At 61.5% G+C, this 16,416-nt stretch carries 17 protein-coding genes; 15 read left to right on the top strand and 2 right to left on the bottom strand.

Going from position 1 to position 16,416, the window contains the following annotated elements:
* Positions 1-9: 9 nt before the first annotated feature.
* The 10 genes from WNZ15_RS20230 (at position 10) to WNZ15_RS20185 (ending at position 9,081) form a co-directional block, all read left to right on the top strand.
* Positions 10-849 (top strand): ScpA family protein, encoded by an 840-nt coding sequence (locus WNZ15_RS20230; protein WP_342894835.1) that lies wholly within the window; start codon positions 10-12, stop codon positions 847-849.
* Positions 850-907: 58 nt separating this feature from the next.
* On the top strand, positions 908-1,579 hold the full coding sequence (gene scpB, locus WNZ15_RS20225) for an SMC-Scp complex subunit ScpB (protein ID WP_342894993.1): 672 nt from the start codon (positions 908-910) through the stop codon (positions 1,577-1,579).
* Positions 1,579-2,718: an ABC transporter ATP-binding protein gene (locus WNZ15_RS20220; protein ID WP_342894834.1), complete on the top strand. Its 1,140-nt coding sequence runs from the start codon at positions 1,579-1,581 to the stop codon at positions 2,716-2,718. Before scpB ends, WNZ15_RS20220 begins: the two co-directional genes overlap by 1 nt.
* 127 nt (positions 2,719-2,845) lie before the next feature.
* Complete coding sequence (locus tag WNZ15_RS20215; protein WP_342894833.1) at positions 2,846-3,070, top strand: twin-arginine translocase TatA/TatE family subunit; 225 nt, start codon at positions 2,846-2,848, stop codon at positions 3,068-3,070.
* A 41-nt stretch (positions 3,071-3,111) separates the two neighbouring features.
* The gene (gene tatB, locus WNZ15_RS20210; RefSeq protein WP_342894832.1) at positions 3,112-3,585 is read left to right on the top strand and encodes a Sec-independent protein translocase protein TatB; all 474 of its coding nucleotides are present in this window, start codon (positions 3,112-3,114) and stop codon (positions 3,583-3,585) included.
* Positions 3,582-4,394: a twin-arginine translocase subunit TatC gene (gene tatC, locus WNZ15_RS20205; RefSeq protein ID WP_342894831.1), complete on the top strand. Its 813-nt coding sequence runs from the start codon at positions 3,582-3,584 to the stop codon at positions 4,392-4,394. Before tatB ends, tatC begins: the two co-directional genes overlap by 4 nt.
* 70 nt (positions 4,395-4,464) lie before the next feature.
* Complete coding sequence (gene serS / locus WNZ15_RS20200; RefSeq protein WP_342894830.1) at positions 4,465-5,745, top strand: serine--tRNA ligase; 1,281 nt, start codon at positions 4,465-4,467, stop codon at positions 5,743-5,745.
* Positions 5,746-5,889: 144 nt separating this feature from the next.
* Entirely contained in the window at positions 5,890-6,648 is a 759-nt protein-coding gene (surE, locus tag WNZ15_RS20195) for a 5'/3'-nucleotidase SurE (protein ID WP_342894829.1), read from the top strand.
* 28 nt (positions 6,649-6,676) lie between these two features.
* Complete coding sequence (locus WNZ15_RS20190) at positions 6,677-7,369, top strand: protein-L-isoaspartate(D-aspartate) O-methyltransferase (protein ID WP_342894828.1); 693 nt, start codon at positions 6,677-6,679, stop codon at positions 7,367-7,369.
* Between the two features lie 239 nt (positions 7,370-7,608).
* Positions 7,609-9,081 (top strand): peptidoglycan DD-metalloendopeptidase family protein, encoded by a 1,473-nt coding sequence (locus WNZ15_RS20185; protein WP_342894827.1) that lies wholly within the window; start codon positions 7,609-7,611, stop codon positions 9,079-9,081.
* An 82-nt stretch (positions 9,082-9,163) separates the two neighbouring features.
* On the opposite strand, the gene WNZ15_RS20180 is transcribed toward WNZ15_RS20185, so the two are convergent.
* On the bottom strand, positions 9,164-10,048 hold the full coding sequence (locus WNZ15_RS20180) for an ATP-binding protein (protein ID WP_342894826.1): 885 nt from the start codon (positions 10,046-10,048) through the stop codon (positions 9,164-9,166).
* Positions 10,049-10,290: 242 nt separating this feature from the next.
* Between WNZ15_RS20180 and yajC the strand changes: the two genes are divergently transcribed.
* From yajC to WNZ15_RS20155, 5 genes are all read left to right on the top strand, one after another.
* Positions 10,291-10,626, top strand: coding sequence for a preprotein translocase subunit YajC (gene yajC / locus WNZ15_RS20175; protein ID WP_342894825.1), 336 nt, complete (start codon positions 10,291-10,293; stop codon positions 10,624-10,626).
* A gap of 72 nt (positions 10,627-10,698) precedes the next feature.
* On the top strand, positions 10,699-12,312 hold the full coding sequence (gene secD, locus WNZ15_RS20170; RefSeq protein ID WP_342894824.1) for a protein translocase subunit SecD: 1,614 nt from the start codon (positions 10,699-10,701) through the stop codon (positions 12,310-12,312).
* A gap of 15 nt (positions 12,313-12,327) precedes the next feature.
* Positions 12,328-13,278: a protein translocase subunit SecF gene (gene secF, locus WNZ15_RS20165; protein ID WP_342894823.1), complete on the top strand. Its 951-nt coding sequence runs from the start codon at positions 12,328-12,330 to the stop codon at positions 13,276-13,278.
* Positions 13,279-13,392: 114 nt separating this feature from the next.
* Positions 13,393-13,818: an Mth938-like domain-containing protein gene (locus tag WNZ15_RS20160; protein ID WP_342894992.1), complete on the top strand. Its 426-nt coding sequence runs from the start codon at positions 13,393-13,395 to the stop codon at positions 13,816-13,818.
* A 9-nt stretch (positions 13,819-13,827) separates the two neighbouring features.
* Positions 13,828-14,679: a phytoene/squalene synthase family protein gene (locus WNZ15_RS20155; protein ID WP_342894822.1), complete on the top strand. Its 852-nt coding sequence runs from the start codon at positions 13,828-13,830 to the stop codon at positions 14,677-14,679.
* Positions 14,680-14,705: 26 nt separating this feature from the next.
* Here WNZ15_RS20155 and trmFO read toward each other — a convergent pair whose 3' ends face one another.
* Positions 14,706-16,124, bottom strand: coding sequence for a methylenetetrahydrofolate--tRNA-(uracil(54)-C(5))-methyltransferase (FADH(2)-oxidizing) TrmFO (gene trmFO, locus WNZ15_RS20150; RefSeq protein ID WP_342894821.1), 1,419 nt, complete (start codon positions 16,122-16,124; stop codon positions 14,706-14,708).
* Positions 16,125-16,416: the final 292 nt, after the last annotated feature.

Below are 16,416 nucleotides of genomic sequence, written 5' to 3'. Positions count from 1 at the left end.
GGAGCAGGAATGGCGGAGCTGGAAAGCAACAAGCAGATTGCGGAAGACGGCTCCTTCGATCTTCTGACAAGCGTCGCTGCAAGCGAGGAACACGCGAGTTCGGATCCGCAGCTGGTCGTGGATGTGGAGGGATTCGAGGGCCCGCTGGACCTGTTGCTCGGACTAGCGCGCACCCAGAAGGTCGATTTGGCCCGGATTTCAATCCTGGAACTGGTCGAGCAATATCTGGAATTTGTCTCCGAGGCGCGCCGCATGCGGCTGGAACTGGCGGCCGACTATCTGGTCATGGCGGCCTGGCTCGCCTATCTGAAATCCAGGCTTCTGCTGCCCGAACAGAAGAACGAAGACGAGCCGACGGGCGAGGAACTGGCTGCCGCACTCGCCTTTCGCCTTCGGCGCCTGGAGGCCATGCGGGAGGTTTCCGAAAAGCTCATGGCCAGAAACCGTCAGGGCAGGGAGGTGTTCCATCGTGGCGCGCCTGAAACCATGTCCGTCGAGCATAAAAGCATCTGGGACGCGTCGATCTACGATCTTCTGACCGCCTATGCGACCCAGAGGCAGCGTCAGTCGGTCACCTCGGTGCGGGTGCTCAGGCGCACGGTGTGGTCCCTGCAGGAGGCGCGGGAGCTGCTGGTCACTCTGGTGGGGCGGGTCAGCGAATGGGCGCCGCTCAATTCCTATTTGCAGGAATACCTTTACGACGACAAGGACTGGGCGACGATTGTTGCCAGCACCTTCTCGGCCAGCCTTGAAATGGTTCGGGAGGGGCAGGTGGAAATCCGGCAGGGCGAACCCTTCTCGCCGGTCTACATCCGCTCGAAAGTCAGGGAACGCGACACTGATGGCTGATCCGGATCTTTATGACTTCGAACGCGAGGATCGCGACGCCGCCGCCGGGACTGGGGCAATGACTGGCGCAGGGACCGAGACCGGACCTGTGGATCTGGCGGGTCTGCGCATGGTCGAGGCATTGCTGTTTGCCGCCTCCGAACCACTGTCGCTCGAGGAACTGACCCTGCGCCTTCCGGAGGGCACGGATGTGCTCGCCTTGCTGGAGACACTTCAGGCCCAATATGCCACCCGTGGCGTCAACCTCGTCCGGCTTGCCGAAAAGTGGTGCTTTCGCACGGCGGAAGACTTGGCCTTCCTGATGCACCGGAATGTGGAGGAACAACGCAAACTGTCCCGCGCCGCGCTGGAGACACTGGCGATCATTGCCTATCACCAGCCTGTGACGCGCGCGGAAATCGAGGAAATCCGGGGCGTCTCCACTTCCAAGGGCACTCTCGATGTTCTGCTCGAAACCACCTGGATCCGCATGCGCGGGCGAAGGCGGACGCCCGGCAGGCCGGTCACCTATGGCACAACCGACCAGTTTCTGGTGCATTTCGGCCTGGAAAACGTCAAGGATCTGCCGGGTCTAGAGGAACTGAAGGGAGCGGGGCTGCTGGACAGTGCCATCCCGGCATCCTTCCTGGTCCCGACACCAAACGACGCGACGGCATTGACGGAAGAGGAGGATCCTCTAGAAGACGGGTCCTTGTTTGACGAAGATGCGGAAACGGTCGCCGAGGACTGATGCCAGATCATGACAAATTGAGTCCGTCCAATGGGACCGGGCTGTCCCCGGGATGGGGTGCACCCGGCACCGCCGGCGCCACCATCGCTGCCGGGCTCGTGTTCGAGGACATCTGGCACGATTATGACGGTGTCGAATCCGTTCGGGACATGAGCCTGTCCATCGCACCGGGGGAAATCCTGTGTCTTTTGGGCCACTCGGGATGCGGCAAGACCACCTTGATGCGGATTGCCGCCGGTGTCGAACGCCAGAGCCGCGGCAGGGTGCTGATCAACGGCCGCGAAATATCGGGCGATACATATTTTCAGCCGCCGGAAAAACGCGGCGTCGGATTGATGTTTCAGGACTACGCCCTGTTTCCCCACATGAGTATTTTGTCGAATGTCATGTTCGGCCTGACCAACATGCCCAGGACCGAGGCACAGGCCGCGGCGCTCAGCGCGCTCGGACGGGTCGGTTTGTCCAACTATGCGGCCGACTATCCCCACGCGCTGTCCGGCGGCGAGCAGCAGCGCGTCGCGCTCGCGCGCGCCCTGGTGCCGCGACCGGGCATTCTTTTGATGGACGAGCCGTTTTCGGGCCTGGACAAGCGCCTGCGCGACAATGTGCGCGACGAGACGCTGGCCGTGATCCGGGAGACCCGGGCGACGTGCATCATCGTCACGCACGATCCGGAAGAAGCGATGCGCATGGGCGATCGCATTGCTCTGATGCGGCGCGGCCGACTGGTCCAGCATGGCACGGCGTCCGATCTTTACAAGACACCGGTGGATCTGTTCGCCGCCCGGTTCTTCTCGGAACTGAACCAGCTGGAAGGTCTGGTCACATCCGCGGGCGTGGAGACGCCCGTCGGAGTTCTGGCCGCGAACGGGCTCGCCGCCGGGCAGAAGGTCGATGTTTGCGTCCGCCCGCAAGGCATCGTCCTGAACAACGCCGGCCTGTGCGGCGTGTCCGGCCGCATTCGTTCCAAACGGTTTGTCGGTGAGGTGGATTTGCTGTCCATCGCCGTGGAGGGACTTGACCATCCCTTGCAGGCAAGAGTGCGCGCGGGCAGCTCCTGGGACGTGGGCGCCGACGTCGCAATAACGACTGATCCGAAAGACGTGCTTGTTTTTCCAAGGCATGAGACCCAGCTTTAGGATGAGTGCCCGGCTAATCATTCAGTCTAAGTGCGTGAAATGAACGGGCGATGCCTGTTGCAGGGAGAGGGTCCTTTTTGTAAGAAGGGCGACAGGGCTTTAAAGCCAATTATCAGGAGTTCGGCGTATGGGCATTAGTATCTGGCAGATCTTGATCATCGCGGTGGTGGTGGTTCTGCTGTTCGGGCGTGGCAAAATCTCAGAGCTTATGGGTGATGTTGCCAAGGGAATCAAAAGCTTCAAGAAAGGCATGTCCGAAGACGACACGGCCGACGCCCCCAAGACCATCGATCATCAGGCCGGCGAATCGGTTCCGTCCGAAAAAGCTGAAGATCAGACCAAAGCGAGCTGATCTTAATCCGCATCGCGTCTCCCTAAGGGACGGAACATCTCATGTTCGATATCGGCTGGACCGAACTCTTGGTGATTGCCTGCGTGGCGATCATCGTTGTGGGGCCAAAAGACCTGCCGCGCATGCTGCGCTCGCTCGGGCAGACGATGGGACAACTGCGGCGCATGTCGCGGGAGTTCCAGTCGACGTTCAATGACGCGCTGCGCGAGGCCGAAAAGCAGGCCGACATCTCCGACATGAAGAAGCAGGTGGAAGAGGCGGCGAACTTCAATCCGCTGGGCGACATCAAGAAATCCATCGAGGAGACGGCGGTCAAGACGGGCACGGTTGCCGGAGATGCAGCTGAAAAGGCGGCGTCGGCCGAGCCGGTCGTGACCGGGTCTGCGCCCGGAGCCAATCCTGAACCTGAAGCGGCTGACGGCGCCTCCGGCAAGACGGCGGCTGCCGAAACAGCGCCGCCCGATCCCGAAACCAAACCGGACGTTCAGCCGGTGACGGAAGATGTGAAGGCATGAGCCAGGAAGATATAGAAGCCTCGAAGGCGCCCCTGATCGAACATCTCATCGAATTGCGCCAGCGGCTGATGTGGTCGATCGGCGCCATACTGGTGATGTTCATCTTCTGCTTCTATTTCGCCACCGACATCTACAACATCCTGACAGTTCCCTATATCCGGGCGGCGGGCGAGGGGCATCCGGTGGAGATGATCTTCACCGCGCCGCAGGAGTGGTTTTTCACCCAGTTGAAGCTTGCCCTGTTCGGGGCGCTGTTCCTGGCATTTCCTGTTGTCGCCAGCCAGATCTACATGTTCGTTGCGCCCGGATTGTACAAGAACGAACGCGGCGCCTTCCTGCCGTTCCTGTTCGCGACCCCGATCCTGTTCCTGATCGGGGCCTGCCTGGTCTATTTTCTCGTGATGCCGATGGCGATGGGCTTCTTCCTGTCCCAGGAGCAGCTGGCGACCGAGGGCAAGGTCGCCATCCAGCACCTGGCCAAGGTCAGCGAATATCTCGGCCTGATCATGGTCCTCATCTTTGCCTTCGGGCTGGTGTTTCAGCTTCCGGTCGTTCTGACCCTTCTGGGCCGGGCAGGGATGGTTTCGGCGGAAACACTCAGGCACAAGCGCAAATACGCGGTTGTCGGTGCTTTCGCGGCTGCTGCAATATTGACACCACCGGACCCGATCTCGCAGATCGGTCTTGCGCTGCCTACGCTGCTTCTCTACGAAGTCTCCATTCTGTCTGTCAGACTGGTGGAGCGCCAGCGCGCCGAACGAGAGGCCCAACGCGAGGCCGAGCGTGAAGCGGAAGACGCGGCTGCCTGATCCGGCACGGCCGGCTCCCCGGACTGCATGACGGATTTCACTGGAAACGACCGTCGTTCGGGAAGCGAAGATGTTTGATATTAGATGGATACGGGACAACGCAGAGGCATTTGACCAGGCTTTGGCAAAGCGGGGCCATGAAGCCTCCTCCGCCAGACTGATCGCACTCGACGATGCCCGCCGCTCTCACATCACCAGGCTTCAGGACGCCCAGGAACGGCGCAATGCCGCGTCCAGGGAAATCGGCAAGGCCAAGGGTTCCGGCGACGAGGCCCGTGCGCAGGAGCTTATCGACGAGGTCGCGCAGATCAAGTCCTTCATCCAGTCGGGTGAAGAGGAAGAGCGAAAGCTCGTCGCCGACCTGGAAGCGGCCATGGCCGTCATTCCCAATCTGCCTCATGACGACGTGCCTGCGGGCGCGGACGAGGCCGACAATGTTCTCCTGAGAACCCATGGCGAAAGACCGGTCTTTTCCTTCAATACGGCACCGAAGGAGCATTTTGAACTGGGGGAAGAGCTGGACGGCATGGACTTTTCCACCGCCGCGAAGCTGTCCGGGTCGCGCTTTGTCGTCCTGAAGGGGCAGATTGCGCGGCTGGAACGGGCGCTCGGCCAGTTCATGATCGACCTGCACACGACTGAAAACGGCTATACGGAAGTGTCGCCGCCGCTTCTGGTGCATGACGCACCGCTGTACGGCACCGGTCAATTGCCGAAATTCGAAGAAGATCTCTTCAAGACCAGTTCGGACCACTACCTGATTCCGACGGCGGAAGTACCGCTGACCAATCTGGTCGCAGGCGAAATTCTGGCCGAAGAGCAGTTGCCGCTGCGCGTGGCGGCGCTGACCTATTGTTTCCGCTCCGAGGCCGGCTCCGCCGGGCGCGACACGCGTGGCATGCTGCGTCAGCACCAGTTTCTGAAATGCGAGCTTGTCTCCGTGACGAAGCCGGAAGACTCGCTCGACGAGCTGGAACGCCTGCTGGGCTGCGCGGAACTGGTGCTCCAGAAACTCGGGTTGCACTACCGCGTGATGACGCTGTGCACCGGCGACATGGGCTTTGGTGCCCGCAAGACCTACGACATCGAGGTCTGGCTGCCTGGCCAGGACACCTATCGCGAAATTTCGTCCTGTTCCGTCTGCGGCGATTTCCAGGCGCGGCGCATGCATGCCCGCTACAGGCCCGCGGATGCCAAACAGACCGTCCACGTCCACACGCTCAATGGTTCGGGCATCGCGGTCGGCCGGGCCCTGATCGCCGTCCTGGAGAACTACCAGAACGGCGACGGCACGATCACGGTTCCTGAAGTCCTCAGGCCCTATATGGCTGGTCTGGACAAGATCGGTTAGTCACGTGGCCCCCGTGGGGTCACCGGATGCTCGAGTTGACGGACGGCAGGCACCCGCCTTTGCCGTCCTCGCCTCGTCCATTTGGACCTCCGTCCTGCCGCTGCCTCGGCACGGCATCTCAACAAGCTCAGGAGCAGATCACGCATGCGCATTCTGATCACCAATGACGACGGCATTGAATCGCCCGGTCTTGCGGTCCTTGAGACCATTGCCCGGACCCTGTCGGACGATGTCTGGGTCGTCGCGCCCGAGACGGATCAGAGCGGCGTGGCCCATTCCCTGACCTTGAGCGATCCATTGCGCCTCAGACGCATCGATGACCGTCACTTTGCTCTCAAGGGCACGCCGACGGACTGCGTGATCATGGGAGTGCGCAAGGTCCTGCCCGAATTGCCGGATCTCGTGCTGTCCGGCATCAACAGAGGACAGAACCTGGCCGAGGACGTCACATATTCAGGGACTGTCGCCGGGGCGATCGAAGGGGCCATTCTCGGGATCCGGTCCATCGCCGTTTCCCAGGCCTACAACTGGGATGTGCGTTCCGAGCCGGATTATTCCAACGCCGAAGCCCACGCTCCGGATCTGTTCAGGAAACTGATCGACTTCACCCTGCCGCCCTTTACCCTGCTCAATGTCAATTTCCCCGCGTGTCCGGTTCGGGACGTCAAGGGGGTCAAGGTGACCGTGCAGGGGCATCATGAGCAGAGCGGGCTCTCCATCGATGAACGCGAGGACGGACGGGGCTACCCTTACTACTGGCTGCGTTTCAGGGACCGGGGCAAATCCGTTCTTGATAATTCGGACCTGCAGGCAATTGCCGATGGATATGTCTCCGTTTCGCCGCTACGCATAGATCTGACGGCCCACGATCTGGTGACACACCTGGCGGGGGCGCTTCAGTAGTCCCGGGCGGGGAGCAGGAGAGTAACGCATGGCCGGCCAGTCTCCGGACGGAGAGCATAGGGCAGGGGCCACCGGATTGCCGGACGAGGCAGAGGCGCGCGCAGCGCTGGTTCTTGCCCTGAGACGGCGCGGCGTCGGCGCGCGCGATGTGCTGGCTGCGATCGAGCGGGTTCCAAGACGCCTGTTTCTCCCGGCCAGGTACCACGGCCTTGCCTACGAGGACACGGCCCTGCCGATCGAGTGCGGCCAGACCCTGTCGGCACCGTCCATGATCGCGGTCTGTGTCCAGGCACTGGCGATAGCGCCGGAACATGCGGTCCTGGAGATCGGCACCGGCTCCGGCTATCAGGCTGCCGTAATGGCGCATCTCGCTGCCCGTGTGGAAACACTGGACCGCTTTGCCACGCTTACGGAACTTGCAACCAAACGTTTTGCGGCGCTCAGGCTGGAAAATGTCAAGGCCCGGCAGCAGGACGGGTTCGACGGTCTCAGGCAACAGGGCCCCTATGACCGAATCGTCGTCAACGCGGCGGTCGAAGCCGTGCCGGACAGTTGGGTGGAGCAGTTGAAACCCGGCGGTATTCTGGTGGCGCCGATCGGAAAGCCCAATCAGCTTCAGTCGCTCATAAGATTTCAAAAAACCGATGATGTGATGACGGCGGAAACCTTAAGTCCCTTGCGCACGGTAATGCTGCGCCCGGGACTGGCCAGGAAGCTCTGATCCGCTGCATTGAGCCAATCGCAACCTGTCCCGCAGGCCTGCGCGGAACGGCAATCTCGCTTGTCGATTTTTACCATGAAAGGCCCGGGACCCGGTGTCCGCAGGGGACTGCCTGTTGGGAAATATGGGCTTTTCGGGAATTAGTCCGGCGGCCTTTAGCCTTTATAAACCTTACTGCCGTCTACTCTTAACCATAACAGTCATTGCAAACGGTTAGAGTTGAGGCGATGAAAAAGCGGATGCGTACCCTCCGCAGGGATCTTTTGGGCAAGGTGGCGACGGTGTCGCTTGTAGCAGCTGCGCTTGCGGGATGTTCCGGCGCGGTTGAACGGTTTGGTGAATCTCCCTATTACACCGGAAACACCCAGAATCAGCGCGATATTCTGAACGGTGCGGACACGCAGCCGACCTATCAGGACATCGTCTCAGGTCCCGGGGGAACTTCGGCCGGATTGCCTCCGGCGTCCTCCGCGCCGATAACAACAGGATCGGTGCCGAACAGGCCGTCCACTGTGCAGCGGGCGCCGATTCCGGCCGCCGCGGCCCAGCCGGTCGTGGCCGCGCGACCGGTCAGTGTCGCAAGTCCGGCTCCTGTCGCCGCACTGCCGGCGCCTGAAGTCGCAAGGCCTGCCGCCGTGCAGGGCGCGCGGAGCTGGAAGGGCTGGACATCTGCCGGCGGAACACAGGTGCAGCTCCGCCAGGGAGACAGTCTTAATTCGGTTGCGCGCCGATATGGCGTGCCCATTCAGGCCCTGGTGGCCGTGAATGGCATTGAGGATCCTTCAAAGGTTCGCCCGGGGCAGAATGTCATCATTCCGACCTATGTCTATTCGGACCGGAACGGCCATTCGAGTGCGACGGAAGGCGAGAATGGCCGCGTCAAGTTGCCCAGTGTCAGTCGCGAGGAAACCGTTGTCACCGGTGCTATTCCGACCGCCGCCGGAAACGTGCGTCCGGATCACAAGCCTGCCGGCCAGCCGAGTTTCGACGATATTGTTCGCGGCGATGCCGGGGCCGGCGCTGTCCAGCCCGTTCGGGTCAGCACATTGCCCCGCCGCAAGCCCGGAGACGGGAGCCGGTCATCGACCGGGCCTGCGACGCAGCCATTGACCACGGCGTCGATCTCTTCCAGCGCAGCCGCTTCGAATATTCCGACGCCGCGCCGTCAGCCCGCGGTTGCCCCGTCGCGCCGGGATGCCGTCGCAGCCGCTCCTGCAGCGCCTGTCGCTGGTTCGGGGCTTCCGCAGCCGTCACTGACCCAGGAAGCCAGGCCGTCCCAGCCGATCAAGACCCCCGCAGTTGTCGCCAGTGTCCGCGAGGACAGCGCCGCAACCGAAAAGTTCCGCTGGCCGGTGCGCGGCCGGATCATTTCCGATTTCGGTGCCAAACCGGGCGGTGGCCGGAACGAAGGGGTGAATCTCGCGGTCCCGGAAGGCACGCAGGTTCATGCTGCCGGTGATGGAACCGTCATCTATTCCGGGAACGAATTGAAGGGCTACGGCAATCTTATCCTTGTCCGCCACGCCGATGGCTGGGTATCGGCCTATGCCCACAACAGTGAATTGAAAGTCAAGCGCGGCGACACCATTCGCCGCGGTGATGTGGTGGCGCTCGCGGGGGCGACCGGCTCGGTCAACCAGCCTCAGGTGCATTTCGAACTGCGCGAGGGCAACAAGCCGGTAGATCCCCTGAAACACCTGCCCAGACGCTGACGCACTGTCCGTGATCTGCCTGAAGCCCGGCCGTTGAGCCGGGTTTTTTGTGTGTCGACCTGATCGCGGTCCGGGGCCGGACTTACATGCTGTCCAGGGAAAGCGGCTTGCCGAGCCGTCCCGCAAGGTCCTGGATGAACTGAAAAGCCACCCGGCCGGAGCGGCTGCCACGCGTCGTCGCCCACTCCAGCGCCTGTGTCCGCAAGTCCTCTCCGGAGGTCTCGATTCCGAAATGAGCGGCGTAGCCGCGAACCATGTCCAGATAATCGTCCTGACTGCATTTGTGAAAACCGAGCCAGAGCCCGAATCTGTCCGACAGGGACACCTTTTCCTCGACCGCTTCCGCCGGGTTGATTGCCGTCGAGCGTTCGTTCTCGATCATGTCACGCGGCAGGAGATGGCGCCGGTTGGACGTCGCGTAGAAGATGACATTGTCGGGACGGCCCTCGATGCCGCCCTCCAGCACTGCTTTCAGCGATTTGTAGGAGGTGTCGTCATTGTCGAAACTGAGATCGTCGCAAAAGACGATGAACCGGTAGGGCGCTGCGCGCATGCGGGTCATCAGTTTCGGCAGGGACTCAATGTCTTCGCGATGAATTTCGACCAGTTTGATATCCGTGTTTGCGTTTTCCCGGTTGACCGCTGCATGGGCCGCCTTGACCAGAGAGGATTTGCCCATGCCGCGCGCGCCCCACAGCAGCGCGTTGTTCGCCGGCAGACCGCGTGCGAATCGCCTGGTGTTGTCGAGCAGGAGATCGCGCACATGCGAAACGGCGCACAACAAAGTGATGTCGACGCGATTCACCTTGGTGACGGGGTGGAGTTCTCCGGGCTCCGGCACCCATGCAAAGGCGTCTGCGGCGGACCAGTCGGTTTCACGTGCCGGGGCCGGGACGGCCCGGCTGATCAGCTCGATCAGGGAATCGAGTTTGGCGTTCAAGGTGGCGATATCGTTTTGCGCGCTCATTGTGCTTGCAAGCCCCGTCAAAAAGGCCCATGTGAGGCCCTGAGAAAATCGACGGCAGCAGTAACATGGTGTAGCGGCCGCGAAAACGACGGTTATTCGCATACCGGTACGCCGGAAACTGCCTGCAAAGCTTGAAATGAGGCGCGCCGCCGTTATAGTCCGCGCGACCAGAACGAGAGCGTTTTTGCCGGAGGCCAAAGCCAGGCATGCCGGACGACGAAGACGCCGCTTAGGAGTAGTAAATGTTCATCACACCAGCCTTTGCACAGGGAATCGGTCCGGCAGGAGCTTCCAGCTTCCTGATCCAGATTCTGCCTTTCGTGGCGATCTTCGCGATCATGTATTTTCTGATCATCCGGCCGCAGCGCCAACGGGTGAAGCGGCATCAGGAAATGGTTGCCAACCTTCGCCGCGGCGATACCATCGTCACCACCGGCGGTCTTATCGGCAAGGTGTCCAAGGTCGTCGACGATGGCGAAATACAGGTTGAGCTGGCCGAAGGCATGAAGGTGCGCGTTGTTCGCGCCATGGTGCAGGAAGTGCGCTCCAAGACCGAACCGGCGAAAGAAAACGGCTGATTTTTCGCCGCGTCGTTTTAGGAACTATGCCGGGCCGGTATCTATCGGCCTGGCCGCTTTTAAGGCTTGACCATGCTCTATTTCGCTCGCTGGAAGATCGCGCTGATCCTGCTTGTGGTTGCCGTTGGCATCGTGACGACCCTGCCGAACTTCTTTTCCGCCAAACAGCTTGAAAGCTGGCCGGGTTTTTTGCCGAAGAGCCAGATGGTTCTGGGCCTGGATCTGCGAGGCGGCGCCTATCTGCTCTATGAAATCGACGAGCAGGACTATATCGAAAAACGCTACAAGGTTCTTGAGAGCGACATTCGCGAGGCGCTTCTGCGGGATGGTACGCGCATCGGCTATACCGGTCTGGGGGCTCGCAACGACGGCGTCCAGGTCCGCATTCGCGACCTGACGCGTCTGGAAGAAGCTGAAGAACGGCTGGAACCTCTGGTCAATCCGCTGGTGTCCAACCTGTTCGGCGGTCAGCCAGTCAACGAGTTCGAGATGACGGTCAACGATGACGGTCTGGTCCGGTTCACCTATTCGGACCAGGGCCTCGAAGACCGTATGACGAATATCGTGCAGCAATCGATCGAGGTTATCCGCCGCCGTGTCGATGAACTCGGCACCACGGAACCCAGCATCCAGCGCCAGGGAGCCGACCGCATCCTGGTGGAAGCGCCGGGAGAGGACGATCCCGAGCGGCTCAAGGATGTGATCGGGACAACCGCGCAGCTCACGTTTCACATGGTCGACACCTCGATGTCCGGTGAACAGGCGATGCAGAACCGCCCGCCTGTCGGCACCGTGGTGATGATGTCGGTGGACGATCCGCCGTTTCCCTATCTGCTTGAGGAAGCTCCGCTCCTGTCGGGTGAGGATCTTGTCGACGCGCAGGTCACCTTCGATCAGCGGTCGAACGAGCCGGTCGTGAATTTTCGCTTCAACCAGTCCGGTGCCCGCAAGTTTTCCCTGGTGACCCAGCAGAATGTCGGCCGTCCGTTCGCGATCGTGCTCGACAACGAGGTCATTTCCGCGCCGGTCATTCGTGAACCGATCACCGGCGGGTCCGGGCAGATCTCCGGCAGTTTCACCGTCGACAGCGCCAACGATCTCGCCGTGCTGCTTCGTGCCGGGGCTTTGCCGGCCAGGCTCACGGTGATGGAGGAAAGGTCGATCGGTCCGGGTCTGGGCGCCGATTCCGTCGAGGCCGGAAAACTGGCTTCCATCATCGCGGGCATCGCCGTGATCGTGTTCATGGTCCTGGCATACGGTCGCTTCGGGCTCATTGCCGACATGGCGCTCATGGCGAACATCTTCCTGATATTCGGTGCCCTGACGGTGCTGCAGGCCACGCTGACGCTGCCGGGAATTGCCGGTATCGTGCTAACCATCGGCATGGCGGTGGACGCGAACGTGCTCATCTTCGAGCGCATCCGCGAGGAATCCCGGGCAGGGCGCTCGGTGATATCTGCCATCGACGCCGGCTACAGCCGGGCGCTTGGCACAATCCTGGATGCCAACATCACCACGCTTATTGCCGCGGTGATCCTGTTCCAGCTCGGGTCAGGCCCCGTGCGCGGCTTCGCCGTGACGCTGGCGATCGGGATCTTCACCACCGTGTTCACGGCCTTCACCTTCAGCCGGTTGCTTGTGGCTCTGTGGATCCGAAAGCGCCGTCCGTCCAAATTGCCGATTTGATCCGGGAGACATAAAATGTTGCTGAGACTCGTTCCGGACAACACGCATATCAAGTTCATGTGGCTGCGGAAGGTCAGTTTTCCGCTGTCCGTTCTGTTGGTGATCGCCTCGCTTGCCGCGTTTTTCACCGTCGGCCTGAATTACGGCATCGACTTCAAGGGCGGCACGATCATCGAGATCAAGACCGATGGGCCAGCCGATGTCGGCGCAATTCGATCAGAATTGTCCGAACTCAATCTCGGTGACATCCAGGTACAGGAATTCGGCGGATCGGATGATATCCTCATTCGTGTCGAGGAACAGCCGGGCGGCGAACTGGCGCAGCAGTCCGTGGTCCAGCGTATTCGGACGATTTTCGCGGATGACAATGTCGACTTCCGCCGGGTGGAAGTGGTCGGTCCGCGTGTGTCCGGTGAACTGGCACAGGCCGGGGCGATCGCCGTTATCGCCTCGCTGCTGGCGATCCTGTTCTACATCTGGTTCCGGTTCGAATGGCAGTTCGCGCTCGGCGCTATCCTGACGACCGCGAATGACGTGGTCATCACGGTGGGACTCTTTGTTCTGCTGCAACTGGACTTTTCCCTGTCCAGCATCGCCGCGGTTCTGACCATCATCGGCTATTCGCTCAATGATACCGTCGTGATCTACGACCGGATCCGGGAGAACCTGCGCAAATACAAGAAGCGCTCGCTGCAGGAACTGCTCGATCAGTCGATCAACGAGACCCTTGCCAGAACGACGATGACGTCGGTCACCACATTGCTGGCCCTGTTTGCGCTGTATATCTTCGGCGGAGAAGTCATCCAGTCGTTCACGCTCGCCATGATCTTCGGGATCGTGATCGGCACCTATTCGTCGATCTTCCTGGCGGCACCGTTCCTGATCCTGTTCAACTTGCGTCCCGATGCACTGGACGCCAAGGAGGACGACAGCACGGAAGGCCCCGAGGCCAAGCCGTCCGTCTAGAGCATCAGCCGTTGGGAAACGCCTGAAAGGATGCTCCAACACTTGGAAATCGATCAGCTTTTGGGCGATAAGCCGTTTCAGGCTTGTCGCCCGCTGATCTAGAAAAGGCGCGTGATGCAGATCCGTGATGCGCATTTCCCGGGCAGGGCGCCTGTGGATGCCTACGGCAATGGCGGGTTCCGGTTCGCGAAGATGTCGCACCGGGGCTCGCTCCTGTGCCTTCCGAGCGGCATCTATGGCTGGAGCCTTTCGGACCCTTCGGGCCTGACCCTCGAGACCTTTCACAAAGTGTTCGAGGAACAGGAGGATATCGAGGTGGTGCTGGTCGGCACGGGCACAGATTTGCGTCCCTTGCCCCCGGTATTGAAGGATGCCTTTCGCGAAGCAGGTATTCTCGCCGATCCCATGTCGACCGGGGCAGCGGTGCGCACCTACAACGTGCTTCTGTCGGAGAATCGCGCGGTCGCCGCCGCCCTGCTGGCCGTGGACCGAGCGGACCGTGGCGCCAGATGGCCGGGTGCAGGCACAGATCGGGTGTGAGCACAGATCATGACCACAGATTTCGACTATGCAGCCGATGTGGCGCGCACGTATGACCGGGACCGGTATCTGAGCGCTCTACTGGCGCCGGAGGACCACCGTGCCGGCCTGATGGCACTCTATGCCTTCGCAGCCGAGATCGGCCGCATCCGGGATGTCGTCTCCGAACCCCTGCCGGGCGAGGTGCGTCTGCAATGGTGGCGCGACCTTCTGGAAGGCACGGAGCACGGCGCTGTGGCGTCCAATCCGCTCGCCAATGCCCTGCTGCAAACCGTGCGGACCTACGAGCTTCCGGAAAACAGCCTGGTGGCCATGGCCGAGGCCCGGATTTTCGATCTTTACAATGACCCGATGCCGAGCCTGAACGACCTTGAAGGCTATGCGGGGGAAACCTGTTCCGGCCTCTTCCAGCTTGCTTGTCTGGTTCTGAACGGCGGCAAGGACCCGGAAACGGCAACGGCGGCCGGTCATGCGGGCGTTGCCTATGCCCTGACAGGCATGATGCAGGCCTTGCCCTGGCACGCCGCCCGCCGCCAGATGTATCTGCCGTCGGACGTCTGTTCCAGACACGGTCTCGACCCGGAGACCGTGTTCCGGGGGCAAACGACACCGGAATTGCGCGCCGTGTTGTCGGAACTGCGTGGCCATGCGCGCCATCATCTGGCTCGGGTCCGGCAGGTATCTGCCGAAGTCCCGGCCGCTTGCGAAGCCGCATTCCTGCCCCTGGCGCTGGTCGAACCGGCTTTGAAGCGGCTCGAAAGCGCGGATCTGGACCCGTTGAAAGACGACCCACGGATGTCCCGGCTGCGGCGCCAATGGATCTTGTGGCGCGCGTCCGGCCGTGTTTTCGGAAAAATCTGAAGCAGGCTGACGCCGGCGGGGCCGGTCTATTCCGCGGCTGCCCTGTCAAACCCCAGATCTGACTGCCAGCCCGCGAAATCAGCCTTTGCCCTGTTCGTCATGGCCAGTTTTTTCGCCCGGGATTTGTCCTTGCCTTTCAGCCGCTTGCCGTTTTCATCCTTGTTCGGTGCCTCGATGGGCGGAAACAGGCCGAAATTGACGTTCATGGGCTGAAAGGACCCCGGTTTGCCGGCTCCGTCATCCCGGGAGATATGGCCACCGGTGATGTGGCCGAGCAACGCCCCCATTGCAGTTGTCGGCGGCGGCGGTAGAATGTCCCGGCCGCGTGCTTCAAGGACCGCGAACAGTCCCGCCAGGCAGCCGACACTGGCCGATTCCACGTAGCCTTCGCAGCCGGTGATCTGCCCTGCGAACCGGATGCGCGGGTCTGCCTTCAGCCGAAGCGTTTCATCGAGCACCCTGGGAGAATTCAGAAAGGTGTTGCGGTGCAGACCGCCGAGGCGCGCGAACTGGGCGTTTTCCAGTCCGGGAATCATCCGGAAGATGTCGGCCTGGGCGCCGTATTTCAGTTTTGTCTGGAAGCCGACCATATTGTAGAGCGTTCCAAGGGCGTTGTCCTGGCGTAGTTGCACGACCGCGTAGGCCTTGACGTCCGGATTGTGGGCGTTGGTCAGGCCCATCGGTTTCATCGGTCCGTGACGCAGGGTTTCGCGGCCGCGGGCCGCCATAACCTCGATGGGCAGACAACCGTCGAAATAGGGCGTGTTCTGTTCCCATTCCTTGAAATCCGCGGTGTCGCCTTCGATCAGGGCATCCATGAAGGCCTCATACTGGTCGCGGTCAAGCGGGCAGTTGAGATAATCCTTGCCGGTTCCGCCGGGGCCGACCTTGTCGTAGCGGGACTGGAACCAAGCCTTTGACAGATCGACGCTGTCGAAATGCACGATCGGTGCAATGGCGTCGAAAAAGGCGAGGGCATCCTCGCCGCTTTTTTCCAGAACGGCGCGCGACAGGTCCGGGGACGTCAGCGGCCCTGTCGCGATGATGACCTTTTCCCAGTCCGCAGGCGGCAATCCGGAGACTTCCTCGCGGGATATCCGGATCCGCGGGTGGGAGTCGAGCGCCCGGGTCACCGCGGCGGAAAACCCGTCGCGATCGACGGCCAGGGCACTGCCGGCCGGCACCTGGTGGGCATCAGCCGACGCCATGATCAGCGATCCCAGCTGCCGCAGTTCATGATGGATCAGCCCGACGGCATTCTGTTCCGAATCGTCGGAGCGGAAGGAGTTGGAACAGACCAGTTCCGCCAGTCCGTCCGTCTGATGGGCTTCGGTCTCGCGAACAGGGCGCATTTCATGCAGCACCACGTCCAGTCCGGCCTGGGCCATTTGCCAGGCGGCTTCGGATCCGGCGAGGCCGCCGCCGATAACATGAATGAGGGTCATTGGTCGTCCCTGGGACAGGTCGGCTGGTCCTGGAATGCCAAAGTCGGCACCGGCCACGCCGATCAAGTGATCAGCCGCCCTGATACAGGCTCGAAGGCCATTCCGCAACGGTCGGCTTCATGTCGGTCCTGTTGCCCGGACCGGACAAGGCCCCGGACAAGGCCATGAACCAAGGCCATGGACCAAGGCACAAACACAAAAACGCCCGCCGGTGGGAGGAGGTACCGGCAGGCGCTTTTTTGGACTGCGTAAATACGCAGAAATTGCAATCCGAAGGAAACTCTGGGAGGAG

The organism is Roseibium sp. AS2 (genome assembly GCF_038900065.1).
Taxonomy (GTDB): Bacteria; Pseudomonadota; Alphaproteobacteria; order Rhizobiales; family Stappiaceae; genus Roseibium.
This window is presented reverse-complemented; position numbering and strand designations above follow the sequence as displayed.